Consider the following 20633-nt stretch of genomic DNA (forward strand, 5'->3'; position numbering starts at 1 on the left):
CTTGCGGGGGAGGGTTAGGGAGAGGGGTGCCGCTTGCTCCGCTGCCGATTGATCGCGAACCGTGACAGCGAGTGTCTCGCCGGTTCGATTGATCAAGCTTCGCTACATGTCTTGCATTGGAGTTCGGGGCCTACCCCTCTCCCCAACCCTGCCCCGCAAGGGGGCGAGGGAGCCTGACCCGCGTGCTCACCTCACATCGTCGAACGTGAGACCCCGCGAGATGGCGCTGACGAAAATCGCAGCACTTCGAATTCTGCCTTACCGCGTCGGCTTTGCTGCCGGCCGCCGGCGATCGTTGGCGGGCTGGTAGGCGATGCGCGAATGATGCGCGCAATAGGGCAGGCCGCCGAGCGCCTTGCCGCCGCAGAAGAAGAAATCCGGGCTTGAGGGATCGCCGACCGGCCAGTGACAGGTCGCCTCGTTCAGCTCGAGCAGCGACAGCCGCTGGCTCATCGGAACGACGTTGTCGTAGGCGATCGGATCCGGCTCCATCTCGACCTCGAAGGCGTGGGCCAGCGCAGTATTGCCGCGCGACACTGGCCGCGCCACCCGCATCATATGCTGCGCGGGGCGTGCCTTGCGCTGTCGCGGCGCGGCGGTGGAGGGGGCCTTGGCGCGGCCCGACAGGCCGAGCCGGTGCACTTTGCCGATCACGGCGTTCCGCGTCACATTGCCAAGTTCCGCCGCGATCTGGCTGGCCGACAGGCCGGATTCCCAGAGCTTCTTCAGCTGCTCGACGCGATCGTCGGACCAGGTCAATACAGTCATCGCATTTTTCCCTTCGCCTAGCACCGGCCAGTCCTTGGAGCGGTGCTGCGAGCCAAAGCTCGAAAAACTCCTGCGGTCAGAATCCCTTAGCCCTCGCCGAGCGCGCCTATGCGCCCGAACGTCTACGCAGAACCAAGTCTACTTAAGGGGTCCAGTACTGCCGCACGAGATGTCGTACCCGACAGCCCAAACGCTACAATATGGCGTGACTCCGGCGCAAGAGTCCGCGGTAGCGCGTCCACATGTTCCCACACTTATGCATTGCAATGAGTCTTTTCCACCGCACCGGAATGCCCCGGATTGCGTTCGTTTCGCATTGCCGGCAGGCCGCTTCGTGACGATTGACAGTTACTGCCTGCAGCATAGAATGCCTCCACGTGCCGCCCGAAAAGGCGGCACGTTTTGTTTTCCGAAGCCGGCTGTTGCTGCGCTGGCGTCAAGGCGCGCGGCAATCGTCGGCCTCAAACCCGTCAGTGATGGCCATGACAAACCCCGCCGCGTCGCATCTGCTTCCCGTCTTCGCCAGGGCCGATCTCGCCTTCGAGCGCGGTGAGGGCGCCTGGCTGATATCAACCAACGGCGAGCGCTATCTCGACTTCACCTCGGGTGTCGCGGTGAACGCGCTCGGGCACGCGCATCCGCATCTGGTCCAGGCGTTGCAGGAGCAGGCGACGAAGCTCTGGCACATGTCGAACCTGTTCAAGAGCCCGGATGGCGAGGTGCTCGCCGCGCGGCTCTGCGAGCAGAGCTTCGCCGACTTCGTGTTCTTCTGTAATTCGGGCGCGGAGGCGATGGAGGGCGTGATCAAGCTGGTCCGCCACTATCACTTCTCCAAGGGACATCCCGAGCGCTACCGCATCATCACCTTTGAAGGCGCCTTCCATGGCCGCACGCTGGCGACGCTCGCTGCCACCGGCACGGCCAAATATCTCGAAGGCTTTGGCCCGCCGATGGACGGCTTCGACCAGGTGCCGCATGGCGACATCGAAGCCGTGAAGAAGGCGATCGGACCGGACACGGCCGGCATCCTGATCGAGCCGGTGCAGGGCGAGGGCGGCGTGCGCTCCGCGCCGCATGCCTTCTTCAAGGCGTTGCGCCAGCTCTGCGACGAGCACGGCCTGCTGCTCGCATTCGACGAGGTGCAGACCGGCATGGGCCGCACCGGCGATCTGTTTGCCTACAAGCGCGTCGGCGTCACGCCCGACGTCATGTCGCTCGCCAAGGCGCTCGGCGGCGGCTTCCCGATCGGCGCGGTGCTGGCGAGCGCGAAGGCTGCGGCCGGCATGGCGCCCGGCTCCCACGGCTCGACCTTCGGCGGCAATCCGCTGGCGGTGGCGGCGGCCAATGCCGTGCTCGACGTCATGCTCAAACCCGGCTTCTTCGATCACGTGCAAAGGATGTCGCTGCTGCTCAAGCAGAAGCTCGCCTCCGTCGTCGACCGCTATCCCAGCGTGCTCTCGGACGTGCGCGGCGAGGGCCTCCTGATCGGCGTCAAGGCCGTGGTGCCCTCGGGCGAGCTCGTCGCCGCGCTGCGCGACCAGAAACTGCTGACCGTCGGCGCCGGCGACAATGTCGTGCGGTTCCTGGCGCCGCTGATCGTCACCGAGGCCGAGCTCGACCAGGCGGTCGGAAGCCTCGAGCGCGCCTGCGCTGCGCTACAGGCGGCCCAGCCGAGCAAGGCGGCCGGGTGATGAGCAAGTCGGTCCGCCACTTCCTCGATATCAACGAACTGCCGCTTGCCGAGCTGCGCAACATGCTCTCGGCCGGCGCCGCCATGAAGGCGGAGCGCAAGGCGCACGAAAAGGCCAAGCAGCCGCTCGAAGGCAAGACGCTGGCGATGATCTTCGAGCGCCCGTCGACCCGCACCCGGGTGTCGTTCGACGTCGGCATGCGCCAGCTCGGCGGTGAATCGATCATGCTGACCGGCACCGAGATGCAGCTCGGCCGCGGTGAAACCATCGCCGACACCGCGCGCGTGCTGTCGCGCTATGTCGACGCGATCATGATCCGCATCCTCAACCACGATGCACTGCTCGAACTCGCCGCGCACGCCACCGTTCCCGTCATCAACGGGCTGACGCGCCGTTCGCATCCCTGTCAGGTGATGGCCGATCTGATGACCTTCGAGGAAAATCGCGGCTCGATCGAGGGCAAGACGGTGGCCTGGACCGGCGACGACAACAACGTGCTGGCCTCCTGGGCCCACGCCGCCGAGCGCTTCAAGTTCAACCTCAATATTGCAACGCCCCCGGAGCTTGCGCCGAAGAAGCCGATGCGCGACTGGATCAGGGCGACCGGCGCGCCGATCGTGCTCGGCAGCGATCCGGAGGCCGCGGTGCGCGGCGCCGACTGCGTCGTCACCGACACCTGGGTGTCGATGGGCGACAAGGAAGGCGAACACCGCCACAACGTGCTCAAGCCCTATCAGGTCAATGCCAAGCTGATGTCGCTGGCCAAGCCCGACGCCCTGTTCATGCACTGCCTGCCGGCGCATCGCGGCGAGGAGGTCACCGACGAGGTGATCGACGGCCCGCAATCCGTCGTGTTCGACGAGGCGGAAAATCGCCTGCATGCGCAGAAAGGCATTCTGGCCTGGTGTTTTGACGCGGTGGCGTAGCACTAACTCAGTATTGTCGTCCCTGCCCAGGGCGCAATTGCGCACGGGAGCAGGGACCCATACGCCGCGACCTCGGAAAAAGGCACAAGGGGAGACGCCTTGTGTCACAACAAAATTCTGTGGTTATGGGTCCCTGCTCCGGAGCGCAATTGCGCCCTGGGCAGGGACGACAGACGTTTTCGCGTATGATGAACCCCTTCATTTCATGGTTCGAGACCCCAGATAGAGCGCCATGGTTTCACAATCCTCTGACATCAAAATCACGGCTGAGGCGCCGGTCCGCGCGCCGTCGGCGGTTCCCGTGGACGACGCGGTGCTGGCCTTCGAGGTCGGCGCGCTCGATTTGCGCGGACGGCTGACCCGGCTCGGCCCCGCGCTCGACGAGATCCTGCACAAGCACGATTATCCGCCGCCGGTCGGCAAGCTGCTCGGCGAAGCCATCGTGCTGACGACGCTGCTCGGCTCGTCCGTGAAGTTCGAGGGACGCTTCATCCTGCAGACCCGGACCGACGGTCCGGTCTCACTGCTGATCGTCGATTTCCAGGCCCCCGACCGGCTGCGCGCCTATGCGCGCTACGACGCGGCGCAGCTCAAGCCCGGCCAGACTTCGGGCGAGTTGCTCGGCAAGGGCCATCTTGCCATGACCATCGACCAGGGCGCGGAGATGAGCCGCTACCAGGGACTGGTCGCGCTCGACGGCGGCAGCCTGGAAGAAGCCGCGCATGAATATTTCCTGCGCTCCGAACAGATCCCGACACGGGTGCGCCTTGCGGTCGGTGAGGAGATGCGCAGCGGCGAGGGCGGCAAGCAGCACTGGCGCGCCGGCGGCATCCTGCTGCAATTTCTGCCCAAGGCGCCGGAGCGCGCCAAGCAGGCCGATCTGCATCCCGGCGACGCACCGGAAGGCACGGTCGCGCACAGCGTGCCGGAGGACGATGCCTGGGTCGAGGGACAGTCGCTGATCTCGACCGTCGAGGATGTCGAACTGATCGATCCCGATCTCTCCGGCGAGCGGCTGTTGTACCGCCTGTTTCACGAGCGCGGCGTCCGCGTCTTCACCCCGCAGCCACTGCGCGCGCAATGCTCCTGCTCGCGCGACGCAGTCTCCGCGATGCTGAAGAGCTTTGCGCCGCAGGACCGCGCCGACATGGTCAAGGACGGCAAGGTCGTCGTCACCTGCGAGTTCTGCTCGTCGGTCTACGAGTTCACGCCGGACGAAGCGGGCGTGGAGTAGCAACGCTGGCCATCGTAGCCCGGATTGCGCTGCGCTTCATCCGGGCTACGCAGCAGTCAGTTCAACACCCGCTTCCCGTCCGGGCTCGGGCTGTCCAGCGAAAACGTCGGTATGTCGATCTCGAAGCGTTCGCCGCTCGCGCTGACCATCTGGTAGCTGCCGGTCATGAAGCCGGAGGCGGTCGGCAGCGGCACGCCCGAGGTGTATTCGAAGCGCTCGCCGGGTGCGAGCACCGGCTGCTTGCCGATCACACCTTCGCCGCGGATGTCCCGCCTGTGGCCGGTGGCGTCGGTAATGATCCAGTGCCGGGTCCGCAACTGGACCGTTTCCGAGCCTGCATTGGTGATCACGATGGTGTAGGACCAGAAATATTCGCGCTTCTCGATCGACGATTGCTCCGGCATGAAGTTCGGCTCGACGGTAACTTCGATGTGGCGGGTCACGGCGCGGTACATGCGGCTCATCCGAGGGTCTTCGAGCGGCCATCATATCGAATTGATCTGTCGGAACCAATCGATTGGCGAGGCGGTGAAACCCATACGGGCCGATTTCATCGCGGTTTCAACATAGTTCCGTTCTAAAGCGCGACCGCGTGCCGCCGCTTTCAGCGCTTTGTCCCCAAGTCGCGGGCCGATATTATGTTTTCCGGGCCGTGCGAGACTGCCGCGGCCACACGGTGTTTGATGAGCTCGATTGCCGATCCCATAGCCGGTTCGCCGGCGGCCGATGCCAAGGCTGATACCAAGCCGGCGAAGGCCAAAGCGGCGGTGTCCGCGATTACGCTGCCGGCGGCCGGCGAGCGTGAGCTGCGGCTCGACCTGTTCCGGGGGCTCGCGCTGTGGCTGATCTTCATCGATCATTTGCCGGCAAACCTGCTGACCTGGCTCACGCTGCGCAACTACGGCTTCTCCGACGCCACCGAGATCTTCATCTTCATCTCCGGCTACACCGCGGCCTTCGTCTACGGCCGCGCCATGTTGGAATCGGGCTTCGTGATCGCGACTGCGCGCATCCTGCGCCGGGTCTGGCAGATCTATGTCGCGCATGTCTTCCTGTTCACGATCTTCCTCGCCGAGATCTCCTACGTCGCGACTTCGTTCGAGAACCCGCTCTACTCTGAAGAGATGGGGATCATGGATTTCCTCAAGCAGCCCGACGTGACCATCGTCCAGGCGCTGCTGCTGCGCTTCCGCCCCGTCAACATGGACGTGCTGCCGCTCTACATCGTGCTGATGCTGTTCCTGCCGCTGATCCTGTGGCTGATGAAATGGAAGCCCGATGTCACGCTGGGGCTGGCGGTCGTGCTCTACGCGCTGACCTGGCAGTTCGATCTTTACCTCTCGGCCTATCCGAACGGTTTTTGGGCGTTCAACCCGTTCGCCTGGCAGCTGCTGTTCGTGTTCGGCGCCTGGTGTGCGCTCGGCGGCGCACGGCGGATGTCGCGCATCCTGGCGTCGCCGATCACGATGTGGATCTGCATCGTCTATCTGGTGGCGGCGTTCTTCGTGACGCTGACCTGGTACGTGCCGCAGCTTGGCCACGTCATGCCCAAGCTGATCGAGCAGTGGATGTATCCGATCAACAAGACCGACCTTGACGTGCTGCGTTTCGCGCACTTCCTGGCGCTAGCAGCCCTCACCGTGCGCTTCCTGCCCCGGGATTGGCCGGGGTTGAAATCGCCCTGGCTGCGACCTTTGATCCTGTGCGGCCAGCATTCGCTTGAGATATTCTGCCTCGGCGTCTTCCTCGCCTTTGCCGGACATTTCGTGCTCGCCGAAGTATCTGGAGGTGCCGGACTGCACGCCTTGATCAGCATCTGCGGCATCCTGATCATGTGGGGCATGGCGTGGATCATTTCGTGGTACAAGCACTCCGCCGACAAAGGCGCCTCGCGAACAAGAAGCGCCACCGGCAACGCCGATCTGGCGGGAGGGGGAGCATGAAGTCCGCGTGGACGATGCTTGGCCTGAAGAAGGTTGGCCTGCAGATATTTGGCCTGCTGCTTGCCGCCATGCTGGCGGCCGCCCCGGTGCGCGCCGAAGACGCCGCCGAGCCACAGCCCTGCGACGTGCCCGCCTATCTGGTATCCAGCGAGAGCGCGCTGCCGAAGGTCGCTGCGGCCGTCAAGGGCGGGCAGCCGTTGGACGTGCTGGTGGTGGGCAGTCGCTCCTCCACCATCCCCTCGAACGAGGCGAGCGCCTACCCGGCCAAGTTGCAGGCCGCGCTGAAGGAGGCGCTGCCATCCGCGACGATCAATCTAACCGTAGAATTACAGGCAAAGAGCACGGCCGAAGAGACCGGCGGTACCCTGGTTAAGCTTGTTGAAGCAAAAAGGCCTACTTTGGTTATCTGGCAGACCGGCACGGTCGATGCTATGCGAGCAGTCGATCCTGACGATTTCCGTACCGCTATCGACGACGGAGTTGTTGCGTTGCGGAACGCTGGGGTCGACGTGGTTTTGGTTAATCTGCAGTACAGCCCACGTACCGAGACGATGATCTCCGCGCCACCCTATCTCGACAATATCCGGGTGGTGGCGCAACAGCACGATGTCCCGCTGTTCGACCGGTTCGCGATCATGAAGCAGTGGAGCGATGCGGGAGATTTCGATCTGTTCAGCACCTCGCATGGCGTCGATCTGGCCAAGCGAGTTCATGCCTGTCTCGGCCGCGCGCTGTCGAAATTTGTGATCGATGCGGCCCATCTGGGCCCCGCGCAGCAGAACTAAAGGAAACAAGATTGATGAGTTTTGCCGTCCCTTTTCGCCGAACCTCCTGGCGAAGCGTGTCCGTCGTTGCCGCGTTCGTGTTGCTGACGTCGGCGTCGGTCGCGCCGCTCTGTGCGCAGACCGCGCAAGGAGACCAGCATGCGGCGCTGTCGCCCGGCGCAAGGGCCGAGGCCGTCAAGCCTGCTCCTGCTCCGCCTGCGACGACGCCAGCCACATCGACGGCCGCCACCGATCCGGCGATGCCCGTCGACCAGCGCAGCGCGACCGCAAAGGCGATCGACAAGGTAAAGCAGGTCGCGAAATCCGCCGGCGACATTTTCCACCGCGTGCCGTGTCTGCAGCCCAAGGACGTAGCTAACACCACCGGCTCGCTGCCGCATGTCGCGGCCAAGCTCGCCGCAGGCAAGCCCGTCGTGATCGTCGCGTTCGGATCGTCATCGACGCAAGGTTACGGTTCGACGTCGCCGGAATTCACCTATCCGAACCGGCTCGCCACCCAGCTGCGCCGCCAGTATCCGTCCGCCGACATCACGGTGCTCAATCACGGCAAGGGCGGCGACGATGCGCCTGAAATGATGAAGCGGCTGCAGGCCGAGGTGCTCGACGTGCATCCCGACATGGTGATCTGGCAGGTCGGCACCAACGCGGTACTGCGTAACCTCGACCAAGGCGAGACCGAGAAACAGGTCGGGGACGGCGTCGCGCGCATCCAGGCCGCGGGTGCCGATATCGTGCTGGTCGATCCGCAATATTCGCCGCGCGTCACCGAACGTCCCGAGAGCGCGCGGGGCATGGTGAAGCTGCTCAGCCGCATCGCCGCGCTGCGCCATGTCGGCATCTTCCCGCGCTTCGAGGTGATGCGCGAATGGCACGAGCAGCAGGCGATCCCGATCAACGATTTCGTCATCGCCGACGGCCTGCACATGAACGACTGGGGCTATGCCTGCTTCGCGCAATTGCTCGGCGACGACATCATCCGCTCGGTCGGCCAGCTCAAGCTCGGCGTCAACGTGCCCTCCGACGTGCGGACCTATCGGCCGATGTGAGCTGTTTGCCGTCCCGCTCTCACACCGTCACCCTGAGGTGGCCGCTTCTTCAGCGGCCCTCGAAGGGCGACGGCCCGACTGTGGCCGTGCATCCTTCGAGGGCCGCTACGCGAGCACCTCAGGATGACGGGTCTGACACCGTTACGACCATGGCGCTATCGCATCCCCCCAGCTTGACGTTGCCGCGGTAATCCGCTCCTTTGGCCCCGAAATAACCACCTTCGGGACGAAGCCTCAGGGAACGCTCATGTCTTTCGTGCTGGCCATCGATCAGGGCACCACATCGTCGCGCGCCATGGTGTTCCGCAGCGACATCTCCATCGCCGCGGTCGCGCAGCAGGAATTTCCGCAGCATTTCCCGGCCTCCGGCTGGGTCGAGCACGAGCCGGAGGACATCTGGACCTCGACCATCATGGTGTGCCGCGAGGCGCTGGAGAAGGCCGGCCTGAAGGCCAGGGACATCGCCGCGATCGGCATCACCAACCAGCGCGAGACCACCGTGGTGTGGGACCGCGCCACCGGCCAGGCCGTGCACCGCGCCATCGTCTGGCAGGACCGCCGTACCGCCGACGTCTGCGCCAGACTCAAGGCCGAGGGCCATGAGCCCGCGATCTCGGCCAAAACAGGCCTGATCATCGATCCCTATTTCTCCGGTACCAAAATCGCCTGGATCCTCGATCACGTGCCGGGCGCGCGCGAGCGCGCCGAGCGCGGCGAGCTGTTGTTCGGCACCGTCGATTGTTACCTGTTGTGGCGGCTGACCGGCGGCAAGGTGCACGCCACCGATGCCACCAACGCCTCGCGCACGCTGCTGTTCAACATCCACAGCGGCGAATGGGACGATGATCTCATCAAGCTGTTGCATGTGCCGCGCTCGATGCTGCCGGAGGTGAAGGATTCCTCCGCGCGGTTCGGCGAGACCACCGCCGACCTGTTCGGCGGTCCCATTGCCATCTGCGGCATCGCCGGCGACCAGCAGGCCGCGACGATCGGGCAGGCCTGCTTCGAGCCCGGCATGATGAAGTCGACCTACGGCACCGGCTGCTTTGCCCTGCTCAACACCGGCACGACGCCGGTCGCCTCGAACAACAAGCTGCTCACCACCATCGCCTATCAACTCGGCGGCACGCGCACCTACGCGCTCGAAGGCTCGATCTTCGTCGCAGGCAGCGCGGTGCAATGGCTGCGCGACGGGCTCGGCACGATCAAGCAGGCCGCCGAGACCGGCCCGCTCGCCGACAAATCCGATTCCATGCAGAGCGTCTATCTGGTGCCGGCCTTTGTCGGCATGGGCGCGCCCTACTGGAATCCGCGGGTGCGCGGCGCGCTGTTCGGGCTGACCCGCAACACCGGTCCCGCCGAGCTCGCGCATGCGACGCTGGAAAGCGTCTGCTACCAGACCTTCGATCTCTGGGCCGCGATGCGCACCGACTGGCCGGAGGCCAACGCCGCCAACACCGTGCTGCGCGTCGACGGCGGCATGACGGCGTCGGACTGGACCATGCAGCGCCTCGCAGATTTGCTCAACGCCCCGGTCGACCGCCCGATGATCCAGGAGACCACGGCGTTGGGCGCCGCCTATCTCGCCGGCCTGGAGGCGGGCGTCTATCCGGAGCCGATCAAATTCGCCGACAACTGGCGGCTCGAACACCGCTTCAAGCCGGCGATGAGCGAGGCCACCCGCGAGCGTAAGCTCGCCGGCTGGGCGCGCGCCGTGAAGGGCGTGCTGGCGAGCGACGAAGGGGAATAGCGTCGTGGTCGTGCGGCAAACTCGCTGCACCTCTCCCGCTTGCGGGGGAGGTCGCATTGCATCGTAGATGCAATGCGGGTGGGGGCTCTATCCGTCGAGAGGTTCTCGCTTGTGGAGACGCCCCCACCCCAGCCCTCCCCCGCAAGCGGGAGAGGGAGTGCACCCCCGCCGCTGCGACCGCTGACGTCTCACAACCAACAAGAACAACCATCGGAGAAAACAAACGTGAACACGGATTTCAACCGGGTCATCCCAAAACTGTTCGGCGTAGCGATCTGCGCCGCGCTGCTAACCACCGGCGCGGCCGCGCGCGACAAGGGCAACAGGCTCTCCGCCGCGCGCCAGGTCAAGACCGATGTCGCCGGCCTCAAGGCGCCCGGCCAGATCCTGGTCGATGTCTGGGGCATCCCGCACATCTATGCCGGCAACGAGCACGACCTGTTCTTCCTGCAAGGCTTCAACGCCGCGCGTGACCGGCTCTGGCAGATCGATCTCTGGCGCAAACGGGGACTCGGCCTGCTCGCGAAGGATTTTGGCCCCGCCTATGCCGAGCAGGACAAGGCGCTGCGGCTGTTTCTTTATCGCGGCGACATGAACGCGGAATGGACCGCCTATGGCCCAAAGGCGAAGACCTATGCGGAGGCCTTCGCCGCCGGCGTCAACGCCTATGTTGCCGACGTCAGGGCCGGCAAGCGCCCGCTGCCGATCGAGTTCAGGATCGCGGGCACGATGCCGGATCTGTGGTCGGCGGACGATGTCGTGCGTATCCGCAGCCACGGCCTGACCCGCAACGTTGCATCGGAAGTGAAGCGCGCGCTGGTGGCCTGCGCCGCGGGCCTCGATGCCGATCGTTTCCGCGTCAAGCTGGAGCCGACGTGGACCACGAAAATCCCGGATGGGCTCGATCCCTGTAGCGTGCCGAAGGCAGTGCTCGCGGCCTACGATCTCGCCACCCGCCCGGTCAAGTTTGCCGCACCGAAGGACCAGAAGGCCGAGCTGGCGCATGATCCCGACAAATTCCTGGCCGAGGCCGATCAGCAGCGCGACACCATCGGCTCCAACAACTGGGTGATCGCGGCGTCACGCACCGCCACGGGCCGTCCGATTCTCGCCAACGATCCGCATCGCGAGCACTCGGTGCCGTCACTGCGCTACATCGTCGGCCTCAACGCACCCGGCATCTCCGTGATCGGCGCCGGCGAACCGGCGCTGCCGGGCATCTCGATCGGCCACAACGACATCATCGCGTTCGGGCTCACCATCTTCAACGTCGACCAGGAAGACCTCTACGTCTACGAGCTCAATCCCGCCAATCCGAACCAGTACCGCTACGGCTCGGGCTGGGAGGACATGGGCATCGTCCACGAAAAGGAAGAGGTGAAGGGCGAGGCCGATCGCGACCTTGAGCTGAAATTCACCCGCCACGGTCCCGTGATCTATGTCGACGAGGCCAACAAGCGCGCCTTCGCCGTGCGCTCGATCTGGTTCGAGCCAGGTACCTCGGCCTATTTCGGCTCGTCCGACTACATGACCGCGAAGAACTGGAATGGATTCCTCGGCGCGATGCGCCGCTGGGGCGCGCCGTCGGAGAACCAGGTCTATGCCGACACCAGCGGCAACATCGGCTGGATCGCCGCCGGCAAGACGCCGCGCCGGGTCAATTACGACGGCCTGATGCCGGTGCCCGGCGACGGCCGCTACGAATGGCAAGGCTTTCTGTCGCTCGACGAACTGCCCAAGGCCTATCAGCCGAAGCAGGGCTTCATCGCCACCGCCAACCAGATGAACCTGCCATCAGACTATCCCGTCAACGAACGGCGAGTCGGCTTCGAATGGTCCGATAGCGCGCGCTGGCAGCGCATCACCGATGTGTTGCAGACGAACAGCAAGGTGACGCTGGCGGACGCGATGGATTTGCAGAACGACGACACCGGCCTGATCGGACGCCGGCTGGTCGCGCTGCTCAAGCCGCTGTCGTCGGACGATGCCAACGTCAAGAAAGGCCTCGATCTGCTGCAGACGTGGGACGCACGCGACACCGCCGATAGCGCTGCCGCCGCGGTCTACGAGGTCTGGATATCAAATCACCTCGGGCCGGTGCTCTTGAAGGCCACGGCGCCGAAGGCGGCCGAGCTGATCGCGCCGGAAGCCTCCAGCATCTCCGCCATTGTCGGATACCTCGAAAAGCCCGATGCCGCGCTCGGCAGCGATCCGGCGGCAGAGCGTGACCGCGTGCTGCGCGACAGCCTCGGTGAGGCCGTCACTGAGGTCGCCTCGAGGCTCGGGCCCGATGTCGCCACCTGGCGCTGGGGCCGGCTGCATGTCGCACAATTCGATCACGCGCTGAAGCCGCTCGCCGACAAGGCGACCGCGGCGCAGATGTCGGTTGGTCCGCTCGCCATCGGCGGCGCCGCCAACGTGCCGCACGCGGCCAACTACCGCCACGCCGACTATCATCTCATCGGGGGCGCCTCGTTCCGCATGGTGCTCGATGTCGGCCAGTGGGATGCGAGCCGCACCATCAACACGCCGGGTCAATCCGGCGATCCCTTCAGCGGCCACTACCGCGACCTCGCGCCGCTGTGGGCGACCGGCCAATATGTCCCGCTGCTCTACAGCCGCGGCGCTGTCGAGGCTGCAACCGCAGAGGCGATCACACTGACGCCGCGGTGAGGGGAAGATTCGCAAGCCGCGCCACAAACTCGATGTCGTCCCGGGCTTGACCCGGGATCCATAACCACGAATGGCAGTTGTTGTGCGACGCTGGGGCCACAGCGTCGTGCCCCAGCAAACGACGGTGGTTATGGGTCCCTGCTTTCGCAGGGACGACACTGAATGTGGGTTGGCGCTCGCGGCTACTTCGCCTGCTGTTCCTGCAAATCCAGCATCGCCCGCAGCGTGTCGTCGCTGAGTTTGCCGTTCGGCGAGGGCGTGCGCCGCTCGGTGGCCTCGACGGGACGCGAATGTCGCGGAAGCACCGGCGCGCCATGCACCGCAGCGCCGTCCGAGATCTCCTCCGCGTCGTCGGTCTCGCGTGCGGCCGAGGCGTAGCCGACACTGCGCCGGCGCCGCGTTTTCTTCGGCTCCGGTGGCGGCGGCGCATAGATGATCGGCGGCAGTGTGTGATGGCGCGACACGGTGGTTGCTCCGGTGAGCCGTGCGCGCATGAAGCTGCTGATTCGCTGAAATCCGCCACTGAAAAATCGGTAATATTGCTGCACCGGGCCGCATTGCTTCGTCAGCGCTGTTAGCTGATATTTCTCGCTGGCAACGTGGAAACAGAGATCGCGCAAAGATGCCGCCCCGCGTTCTCGCCCGACAATGACGAGTTTGAAACATGTTCCTGATCGGCCAATACGACTCCCCCTTCGTCCGCCGCACCGCGATCGCGCTGCGGCTTTATGGTCTGCCGTTCGAGCACAGGCCATGGTCGACCTTCGGCGATGCGGAGAAGGTCGCCGCCTACAATCCGCTGCGGCGGGTGCCGACATTGGTGCTCGACGATGGCGAGGCGTTGATCGAGAGCGGGGCGATTCTGGATCATCTCGACGAGCTGGCCGGGCCGGACAAGGCGATGATCGCGCGTTCGGGGGCGGAGCGGCGGAAGCATTTGCGCATCGCGGCGCTCGCGACCGGGCTCGGCGACAAGGCGGTCAGCCTGATCTATGAGCGCGTGCTGCGCAAGGAGCCGCTCACGCTCTGGGTCGAGCGCTGCCAGGCGCAGATATCGGGGGTGCTCGAGGCACTGGAGCAGGAACGCGCCGCGGTCACGACGCCGTACTGGTTCGGCCGACGTCTCGGCCATGCCGACATCGCGGTTGCGTGCGTGCTGCGCTTTACCGGCGAGGCGCATCCGGCGCTGTTCGACGATCGCTATCCCGCGCTGAAAGCCCACGCCGCGCGATGCGAGGCGCTGCCGCCGTTCCAGGAGATCGTGCAGCCGCTGGCGCCGCCGAGCGGCTAGGCCGTTAGCGCTGATTTGCCCGACGGCGCAAGCCCTCGCGGCAAAAACATTTCGCTTTATCAGAAGTGAAACTCAGTGTATGAATCCGTCCGTCCCACCCGAATGAGGGGCGAGCGCACGTCACGAACGCGCGGTGGGATGCGGTGGACGCGGATTGTGCAACTGACGAGTGCGCATGAAGCGGACAGCGAAGTCGTGCAGGCCTGACGCCCCAGTGGCAGGTGTCCTGTCGGCAAGAGACCAACGTCTCTCGCCGACGGCGGTGACAAGCAAGCCTGGTCTCGCCGGGGAGAGCACGTATAAGCCGTAACCCATCGCGCAGGGAAAGCCGGAGTGCCTCCGCTGAACCTGTATGCTCGTGTGCGTATTCATTCTGCCTTTGCACACGAGACCGCGGGTGCAGCGTGCACCCGGCTTTCCCTGCGCCCTCTACGAAGAAAGAGGGCAAACGAAATGCAAAGCTCGGGCAAATCATGTCGCGAGAAGGCGAAGGCGCGTCCTATCCACAGTCGTCATCGCCCGGCCTTGTGCGCGATTGCGCACTGGGACCGGGCGACCCAGTACGCCGCGGCCCATCGGCTCAATCACAACCGTCTCTGGAATACTGGATCAACCGCATGCGCGGGTGGTGACACTGAACAAGCTGTTTGACAGTTGAATCCGAAACTCTCCCCAGCTTTCGCCAGGACGACGACTGGAGATGTTCGCGCGCTACTTCGCTCGCATCGCCTCGGGCGTGTCCGGCTGCACCAGCGGATGGGCCTTGGCAAAGGCCGGCAACGCCATCGCGGTCTTGTGGATGCGCTCGACCGTCGGCCAGGGCGACAGGCTGATCTTCTGGTTGATCGCCGCCGTGACGTGGCCGACCAGGCAGATATCGGCGAGGCCAGGCGCATCGCCGTGGCAGAACGTCCCGGTGTCCTTGTGGCCGGCGAGGTGGCCTTCGAGCGCGGCCAGCGTCTCGACCGTCCAGTGCCGGAACCAGGCGCTCTGTTGGGTGTCGCGCAGATCGAGCTCGCGGGTGAGATAGCGCCGCACCCGCGGTGTCAGCAGCGGATGGCCTTCGCAGGCGACGATCAGCGAAAGCCCGCGCACCCGGGCGCGGCCGAGCGCGTCGGCCGGCAGCAGCGGCTGATGCGGATAGGTCTCGTCGAGATAGTCGATGATCGCGAGCGACTGGAACAGCACGGTGCCGTCGTCGGTCACCAGCGCCGGCAGCGCCATCTGCGGATTGATCTTGCGATAGCCGTCGGCGCGATGCGCGTCCGCGTCGATGTCGACGAAGATCACCTCAGCCGGCACCTGTTTCAGGTTCAGCGCGATCCGCACCCGAAAGCTCGCCAGCGACCGCCAGAAGGAGAAGAATTTCATGGGGCTTCCGTTCTTCTTCACCTCGCCCCGCATTTGCGGGGAGAGGTCGGCGCGCAGCGCCGGGTGAGGGGCATGGCACGAAGGTGCCAAGAGTATAGCCCTCTCAGATTCGAAAATCCCGCAACAAGGGAGATCGTGATTGTGGACGCACCCCTCACCCGAAGCCTTCGGCTTCGACCTCTCTCCCGCAAGGGCGGGGCGAGGAAGGAAGAGCTACCCCGCGCCGACAGCCTTCTTCCGCCAGGCGAGGTGCACGGCGCAGGCGCAGCCCGGCGGGTGCGCGGCCAATTCCGTGGAGGCCTCGTCGTTGGCCGGCGTCGCGGCGGGCGCGATGATCGGTTCCTTGGCCCCGTCCTGTGCGGGAATGTAGTTCAGCACCGGTGCGAGCCAGCGCTCGACCTCGGCGACCGTCATGGCCTTGCGCGCGGCATAGTCCTCGACCTGGTCGCGCTCGATCTTGCCGACACCGAAATAGAAGCTCTCGGGATGCGAGAGATAGAGCCCCGAGACCGAGGAGCCCGGCCACATCGCAAAGCTCTCGGTGAGCGTCACGCCGGAGTTGGCTTCCGCATCGAGCAGGGCGAACAGCGTCCGCTTCTCGGTGTGATCGGGCTGCGCCGGATAGCCTGGTGCCGGGCGGATGCCGTCGTATTTCTCCAGCACCAACTCCTCCGCCGACCAGGGCTCGTCGGGCGCATAGCCCCAGAATTCCTTGCGCACGCGCTGGTGCATGCGCTCGGCAAAGGCCTCGGCGAGGCGATCGGCGAGCGCCTTGCACAGGATCGAGGAGTAGTCGTCATTGGCATTCTTGAAACGGTCGGCGACCACATCTTCGCCGATCCCGGCGGTGACGACGAAACCGCCGACATAATCAGGTACGCCCGAGGCGACGGGCGCGACGAAATCGGACAGCGCGGCGTTGAAGCGGCCCTCGCGCTTCTCGAGCTGCTGGCGCAGCGTATGGAAGGTAGCGATCTTCTCTTTCCGGGTCTCGTCGGCATAGACCTCGATGTCGTCGCCGACGGCGTTGGCCGGCCAGAAGCCGATGGTGGCGCGGGCGGTGAACCATTTCTCCGCGACGATGCGGTCGAGCATCTTGCGCGCATCGTCATAGAGCGAGCGGGCGACCTCGCCGACCTTGGGATCGTCGAGGATCGCCGGGAAGCGGCCGGTCAGTTCCCAGGTCTGGAAGAACGGCGTCCAGTCGATGTAGTCGGCGAGCTCGGCAAGATCGTAGGCGTCAAAACTCTTCAGGCCAAAGAAAGCCGGCTTCTTCGGCGGCGCTGCCGCGAAATCGATCGCGACCTTGTTGGCGCGGGCGACAGCAAGCTTCAGCCGCTTCTTGTCGGCCTGGGCGCGGAAATGCGCCGCGGAAATCTTGGCGTATTCGGCGCGGACCTCGGCGGCATAGGCCTGCTTCTTCTCAGCCGACAGCAGCGAGGAGGCAACGCCCACAGCGCGGCTGGCATCATTGACGTGCACGACGGGGCCGCCCGGATAGTTCGGGTCGATCTTCACGGCGGTATGCACGCGGCTCGTGGTCGCGCCGCCGATCAACAGCGGCAAATTCATGCCCTGCCGCTCCAGTTCGCCGGCGAGGAAGCTCATCTCGTCGAGCGAAGGCGTGATCAGGCCGGACAGGCCGATGATGTCGGCGCCTGCGGTCTTCGCGGTCTCGATGATCTTGCTGGCAGGCACCATGACGCCGAGGTCGATTACCTCGAAATTGTTGCACTGGAGCACGATGCCGACGATGTTCTTGCCGATGTCGTGAACGTCGCCCTTCACGGTCGCGAGCACGATCTTGCCGGCGGTGTTGCGGCCGTCGCTGGCCACGCCATTGGCACGGTTGCGCGCCTTCTCTTCCTCCATGAACGGCATCAGATAGGCGACCGCCTGCTTCATCACGCGCGCCGACTTCACCACCTGCGGCAGGAACATCTTGCCGTCGCCGAAGAGGTCGCCGACCACGTTCATGCCGGCCATCAGCGGTCCTTCGATCACGTTGAGCGGCCGCTCCACGTTCTGCCGGGCAGCTTCGGTATCTTGCTCGATGAATTCGGTGATGCCGTGCACCAGCGCATGCGACAGCCGCTTCTCGACCGGCCATTCGCGCCAGGCGAGGTCCTGCTCCTTGGTCTGCTTCTCCTTGCCGCGGAATTTCTCGGCGAGCGCCAGCAGCCGCTCGGAGGCGCTCGCGTCGCGGTTGAGGATGACGTCTTCGCAAGTTTGGCGCAACTCGGGGTCGATGTCGTCATAGACGATCATCTGCCCGGCATTGACGATGCCCATGTCCATGCCGGCCTTGATGGCATAGTACAGGAACACCGAGTGCATCGCCTCGCGCACCGGCTCGTTGCCGCGGAACGAGAACGACAGATTGGAGACGCCGCCGGAAATATGGGCGTGCGGCAGGTTCTGCCGGATCCAGCGCGTCGCCTCGATGAAGTCGACGCCGTAATTGTTGTGCTCCTCGAGGCCGGTCGCGATCGCGAAGATATTCGGGTCGAAGATGATGTCTTCCGGCGGAAAGTCGAGCCGGTCGACCAGGAGATCGTAGGCGCGCTTGCAGATCTCGGTCTTGCGCTTGAAGGTGTCAGCCTGTCCAACCTCGTCGAACGCCATCACCACCACGGCGGCGCCGTGGCGTTTGGCGATCGTCGCCTCGTGCAGGAATTTCTCCTCGCCTTCCTTCATCGAGATCGAGTTCACGATCGGCTTGCCCTGGATGCACTTCAGGCCCGCCTCGATGACGTGGAATTTCGAGGAATCGACCATCACGGGCACGCGGGCGATATCCGGCTCGGCCGCGACGAGGTTGAGGAACTCGACCATCGCCTTCTCGGAGTCGAGCAGGCCTTCGTCCATGTTGACGTCGATGACCTGGGCGCCGTTCTCGACCTGGTCGCGCGCGACCTGCAGAGCCGCGGCGTAATCGCCGGCGGTGATCAGCTTGCGGAAGCGTGCGGAGCCGGTGACGTTGGTGCGCTCGCCGACGTTCACGAACGGTATTGCATCCGTCAGCGTGAACGGTTCGAGGCCGGAGAGCCGCAGGTGCGGCTCGATCTCGGGAACGATGCGCGGCTTGTGCGGCGCGACGGCCTTGGCAATTGCCGCGATATGGTCAGGCGTGGTGCCGCAGCAGCCGCCGACGATGTTGACAAGGCCGGCGCTGGCGAACTCGCCGATCAGCCCCGCCATGAATTCCGGGGACTCGTCATACTGGCCGAATTCGTTGGGCAGGCCGGCATTCGGATAGGCGCAGACCAGCGTATCGGCGACGCGGCCGATATCGGCGATATGCGCGCGCAGATCTTCGGCGCCGAGCGCGCAGTTGAAGCCGATCGTGATCGGCTTGGCATGCTGCACCGAATGCCAGAACGCTTCCGGCAACTGGCCGGAGAGCAGGCGGCCGGATTTGTCGGTGATGGTGCCCGAGATCATTACGGGCACGTCGATGCCGCGGGCTTCGGTGATCTCGGCGATGGCGTACAGCGCGGCCTTGGCGTTCAGCGTATCGAAGATGGTCTCGACCAGCAGCAGGTCGGCGCCGCCGTCCAGCAGGCCGTTGATCTGCTCGCCATAGGCCTTGCGCAGATCGTCGAAGGTCACGGCACGGTAGCCGGGGTTGGAAACGTCGGGCGAGATCGAGGCGGTGCGGTTGGTCGGGCCGAGCGCGCCGGCGACGAAGCGCTCCTTGCCGTCCTCGGCCGACACGCGCTCGGCGGCGGCGCGGGCCAGCCGGGCGCCCTGCAAGTTCAGTTCATAAGCGAGGTCCGACATGTCGTAGTCGGCCTGCGCGATCGAGGTCGAGGAGAAGGTGTTGGTCGCGACGATATCCGCGCCGGCCCGCAGATAGTCGGCATGGATGTCCGTGATCGCGTCGGGCTGGGTCAGGATCAGGAGATCGTTGTTGCCCTTGATGTCGCGGTGGAAATCCGCGAAGCGCTCGCCGCGGAACGCGGCCTCGTCGAATTGCAGCCCCTGGATCATCGTGCCCATGGCGCCGTCAAGCACCAGGATGCGCTCGCGGGCAGCCGCGAGCAAAGCAGTACGCTTGGGAGAAACGGTCACAGTCATGGCTCAGGCAGCTTTCTGGGCGCCGTTCGGCCGGATGCCCAGCAGATGGCTGATCGCGAACACGAGGTCCGCGCGATTCATGGTGTAGAAATGGAAAGTGTCGACGCCGCGCTTGAACAGCTTCTGAACCTGGCCGGCGGCAACGGTGGCCGCCACCAGCTTGCGGGTTTCGGCGTCGTGATCGAGGCCGTCGAATTTCTCGGCGAGCCAGTCCGGCACGCTGGTGCCGGCGCGGGTGACGAAATTGCGGGCCTGCTTGAAATTGTGCATCGGCATGATGCCCGGCACGATCGGAATCTCGATGCCGCGCGAACGTACCTTGTCGACGTAGCGCAAGTAGAGGTCGTTGTCGAAGAACACCTGGGTGATCGCCCGCGTGGCGCCGGCGTCAACCTTGGCCTGCAGCGTGTCGATGTCGATGTCGATGTCAGCGGCCTCCGGATGCTTTTCCGGATAGGCGGAGACCGACACCTCGATATCGGGATAACGGTTCTTGATTCCGGCGACGAGCGCGGCCGAAGTCTGGTAGCCATCAGGATGGGTGGAATAAGGCGTGCCGATGCCACCGGGCGGGTCGCCGCGCAGCGCCACGATGTGGCGGACGCCGACTTCGTGGTAGCGGTCGACGATCTCGTCGATCTCGCCGCGCGAGGAGCCGACACACGTCAGATGCGCGGCCGGCCGCAGATCGGTCTCGCGGAGGATGCGGGCGATGGTGGAATGGGTGCGCTCGCGGGTCGAGCCGCCGGCGCCATAGGTCACCGAGACGAAATTCGGCGTCAGCGGCGCCAGCCGGTTGATGGTTTCCCAGAGATTGCGCTCCATCTCCTCGGTCTTCGGCGGGAAGAACTCGAACGAGATCTTTGGCGCCCTTGGCGCGCGCTGCCCGGTCGGAGCAGGAGATACGGTCTCGGTCATGATACGCACGGGCTCCGCAAGAAATGGGCAGACGTTTGGGCACGCTGTGGAGCCACTAAAGTAGGTCAAATTGGCCCGCATCAACAGCCCATTAGATATGGGAAATTGCCCACTTGTAGGAGAAATATGAGAAATAATCAGCCATTTCGATCTGATG

At 64.9% G+C, this 20633-nt stretch carries 15 protein-coding genes; 9 read left to right on the forward strand and 6 right to left on the reverse strand.

Going from position 1 to position 20633, the window contains the following annotated elements:
- Positions 1 to 258: 258 nt before the first annotated feature.
- Positions 259 to 768: a GcrA family cell cycle regulator gene (locus ACP2YO_RS04715; protein WP_426439512.1), complete on the reverse strand. Its 510-nt coding sequence runs from the start codon at positions 766 to 768 to the stop codon at positions 259 to 261.
- A 482-nt stretch (positions 769 to 1250) separates the two neighbouring features.
- Between ACP2YO_RS04715 and ACP2YO_RS04720 the strand changes: the two genes are divergently transcribed.
- From ACP2YO_RS04720 to ACP2YO_RS04730, 3 genes are all read left to right on the forward strand, one after another.
- Positions 1251 to 2459 carry an aspartate aminotransferase family protein gene (locus ACP2YO_RS04720; protein WP_426439514.1) on the forward strand — a complete coding sequence of 403 codons (1209 nt, stop codon included), beginning with the start codon at positions 1251 to 1253 and terminating at the stop codon, positions 2457 to 2459.
- Positions 2459 to 3385, forward strand: a complete 927-nt coding sequence (gene argF, locus ACP2YO_RS04725) for an ornithine carbamoyltransferase (protein WP_426439516.1) — start codon at positions 2459 to 2461, stop codon at positions 3383 to 3385. The genes ACP2YO_RS04720 and argF overlap by 1 nt, the downstream gene beginning before the upstream one ends.
- A gap of 232 nt (positions 3386 to 3617) precedes the next feature.
- The gene (locus tag ACP2YO_RS04730) at positions 3618 to 4619 is read left to right on the forward strand and encodes an Hsp33 family molecular chaperone (RefSeq protein WP_426439518.1); all 1002 of its coding nucleotides are present in this window, start codon (positions 3618 to 3620) and stop codon (positions 4617 to 4619) included.
- A 56-nt stretch (positions 4620 to 4675) separates the two neighbouring features.
- On the opposite strand, the gene apaG is transcribed toward ACP2YO_RS04730, so the two are convergent.
- Positions 4676 to 5074 (reverse strand): Co2+/Mg2+ efflux protein ApaG, encoded by a 399-nt coding sequence (gene apaG, locus ACP2YO_RS04735; protein WP_426443064.1) that lies wholly within the window; start codon positions 5072 to 5074, stop codon positions 4676 to 4678.
- A 228-nt stretch (positions 5075 to 5302) separates the two neighbouring features.
- On the opposite strand from apaG, the gene ACP2YO_RS04740 reads away from it, so the two are divergent.
- The 5 genes from ACP2YO_RS04740 (at position 5303) to ACP2YO_RS04760 (ending at position 12816) form a co-directional block, all read left to right on the forward strand.
- Positions 5303 to 6562, forward strand: coding sequence for an OpgC domain-containing protein (locus ACP2YO_RS04740; protein ID WP_426439520.1), 1260 nt, complete (start codon positions 5303 to 5305; stop codon positions 6560 to 6562).
- Between the two features lie 14 nt (positions 6563 to 6576).
- Positions 6577 to 7347: an SGNH/GDSL hydrolase family protein gene (locus ACP2YO_RS04745; RefSeq protein WP_426443065.1), complete on the forward strand. Its 771-nt coding sequence runs from the start codon at positions 6577 to 6579 to the stop codon at positions 7345 to 7347.
- A gap of 14 nt (positions 7348 to 7361) precedes the next feature.
- On the forward strand, positions 7362 to 8393 hold the full coding sequence (locus tag ACP2YO_RS04750) for an SGNH/GDSL hydrolase family protein (protein ID WP_426439522.1): 1032 nt from the start codon (positions 7362 to 7364) through the stop codon (positions 8391 to 8393).
- Between the two features lie 247 nt (positions 8394 to 8640).
- On the forward strand, positions 8641 to 10143 hold the full coding sequence (gene glpK, locus ACP2YO_RS04755; RefSeq protein ID WP_426439524.1) for a glycerol kinase GlpK: 1503 nt from the start codon (positions 8641 to 8643) through the stop codon (positions 10141 to 10143).
- 225 nt (positions 10144 to 10368) lie between these two features.
- Positions 10369 to 12816, forward strand: a complete 2448-nt coding sequence (locus ACP2YO_RS04760) for a penicillin acylase family protein (RefSeq protein ID WP_426439526.1) — start codon at positions 10369 to 10371, stop codon at positions 12814 to 12816.
- Positions 12817 to 12998: 182 nt separating this feature from the next.
- Here ACP2YO_RS04760 and ACP2YO_RS04765 read toward each other — a convergent pair whose 3' ends face one another.
- A complete protein-coding gene (locus tag ACP2YO_RS04765; protein WP_426439528.1) occupies positions 12999 to 13436 on the reverse strand; it encodes a hypothetical protein in 438 nt (145 codons plus the stop codon).
- Positions 13437 to 13480: 44 nt separating this feature from the next.
- Here ACP2YO_RS04765 and ACP2YO_RS04770 point away from each other — a divergent pair, with 44 nt between their 5' ends.
- Positions 13481 to 14107 (forward strand): glutathione S-transferase family protein, encoded by a 627-nt coding sequence (locus ACP2YO_RS04770; protein WP_426439531.1) that lies wholly within the window; start codon positions 13481 to 13483, stop codon positions 14105 to 14107.
- Between the two features lie 711 nt (positions 14108 to 14818).
- Here ACP2YO_RS04770 and maiA read toward each other — a convergent pair.
- The 3 genes from maiA to metF form a co-directional block, all read right to left on the reverse strand.
- Positions 14819 to 15478 (reverse strand): maleylacetoacetate isomerase, encoded by a 660-nt coding sequence (maiA, locus tag ACP2YO_RS04775; RefSeq protein ID WP_426439533.1) that lies wholly within the window; start codon positions 15476 to 15478, stop codon positions 14819 to 14821.
- A 213-nt stretch (positions 15479 to 15691) separates the two neighbouring features.
- Positions 15692 to 19558 (reverse strand): methionine synthase, encoded by a 3867-nt coding sequence (gene metH / locus ACP2YO_RS04780; protein WP_426439537.1) that lies wholly within the window; start codon positions 19556 to 19558, stop codon positions 15692 to 15694.
- 3 nt (positions 19559 to 19561) lie between these two features.
- Positions 19562 to 20476: a methylenetetrahydrofolate reductase [NAD(P)H] gene (gene metF / locus ACP2YO_RS04785; protein WP_426439539.1), complete on the reverse strand. Its 915-nt coding sequence runs from the start codon at positions 20474 to 20476 to the stop codon at positions 19562 to 19564.
- Positions 20477 to 20633 lie beyond the last annotated feature (157 nt).

Origin of the sequence: Bradyrhizobium genosp. P (genome assembly GCF_049949265.1) — a bacterium.
GTDB lineage: Bacteria > Pseudomonadota > Alphaproteobacteria > Rhizobiales > Xanthobacteraceae > Bradyrhizobium.

Excerpts from the sequence above, each read along its gene's own strand:
- ACP2YO_RS04770 (WP_426439531.1), top strand. The coding sequence starts at position 13,481 with ATGTTCCTGATCGGCCAATACGACTCCCCCTTCGTCCGCCGCACCGCG.
- glpK (WP_426439524.1), top strand. The coding sequence starts at position 8,641 with ATGTCTTTCGTGCTGGCCATCGATCAGGGCACCACATCGTCGCGCGCC.
- argF (WP_426439516.1), top strand. The coding sequence starts at position 2,459 with ATGAGCAAGTCGGTCCGCCACTTCCTCGATATCAACGAACTGCCGCTT.
- metF (WP_426439539.1), bottom strand. The coding sequence starts at position 20,476 with ATGACCGAGACCGTATCTCCTGCTCCGACCGGGCAGCGCGCGCCAAGG.
- ACP2YO_RS04720 (WP_426439514.1), top strand. The coding sequence starts at position 1,251 with ATGACAAACCCCGCCGCGTCGCATCTGCTTCCCGTCTTCGCCAGGGCC.
- apaG (WP_426443064.1), bottom strand. The coding sequence starts at position 5,074 with ATGTACCGCGCCGTGACCCGCCACATCGAAGTTACCGTCGAGCCGAAC.
- ACP2YO_RS04750 (WP_426439522.1), top strand. The coding sequence starts at position 7,362 with ATGAGTTTTGCCGTCCCTTTTCGCCGAACCTCCTGGCGAAGCGTGTCC.
- ACP2YO_RS04745 (WP_426443065.1), top strand. The coding sequence starts at position 6,577 with ATGCTTGGCCTGAAGAAGGTTGGCCTGCAGATATTTGGCCTGCTGCTT.
- ACP2YO_RS04730 (WP_426439518.1), top strand. The coding sequence starts at position 3,618 with ATGGTTTCACAATCCTCTGACATCAAAATCACGGCTGAGGCGCCGGTC.
- ACP2YO_RS04715 (WP_426439512.1), bottom strand. The coding sequence starts at position 768 with ATGACTGTATTGACCTGGTCCGACGATCGCGTCGAGCAGCTGAAGAAG.
- ACP2YO_RS04740 (WP_426439520.1), top strand. The coding sequence starts at position 5,303 with ATGAGCTCGATTGCCGATCCCATAGCCGGTTCGCCGGCGGCCGATGCC.
- metH (WP_426439537.1), bottom strand. The coding sequence starts at position 19,558 with ATGACTGTGACCGTTTCTCCCAAGCGTACTGCTTTGCTCGCGGCTGCC.
- maiA (WP_426439533.1), bottom strand. The coding sequence starts at position 15,478 with ATGAAATTCTTCTCCTTCTGGCGGTCGCTGGCGAGCTTTCGGGTGCGG.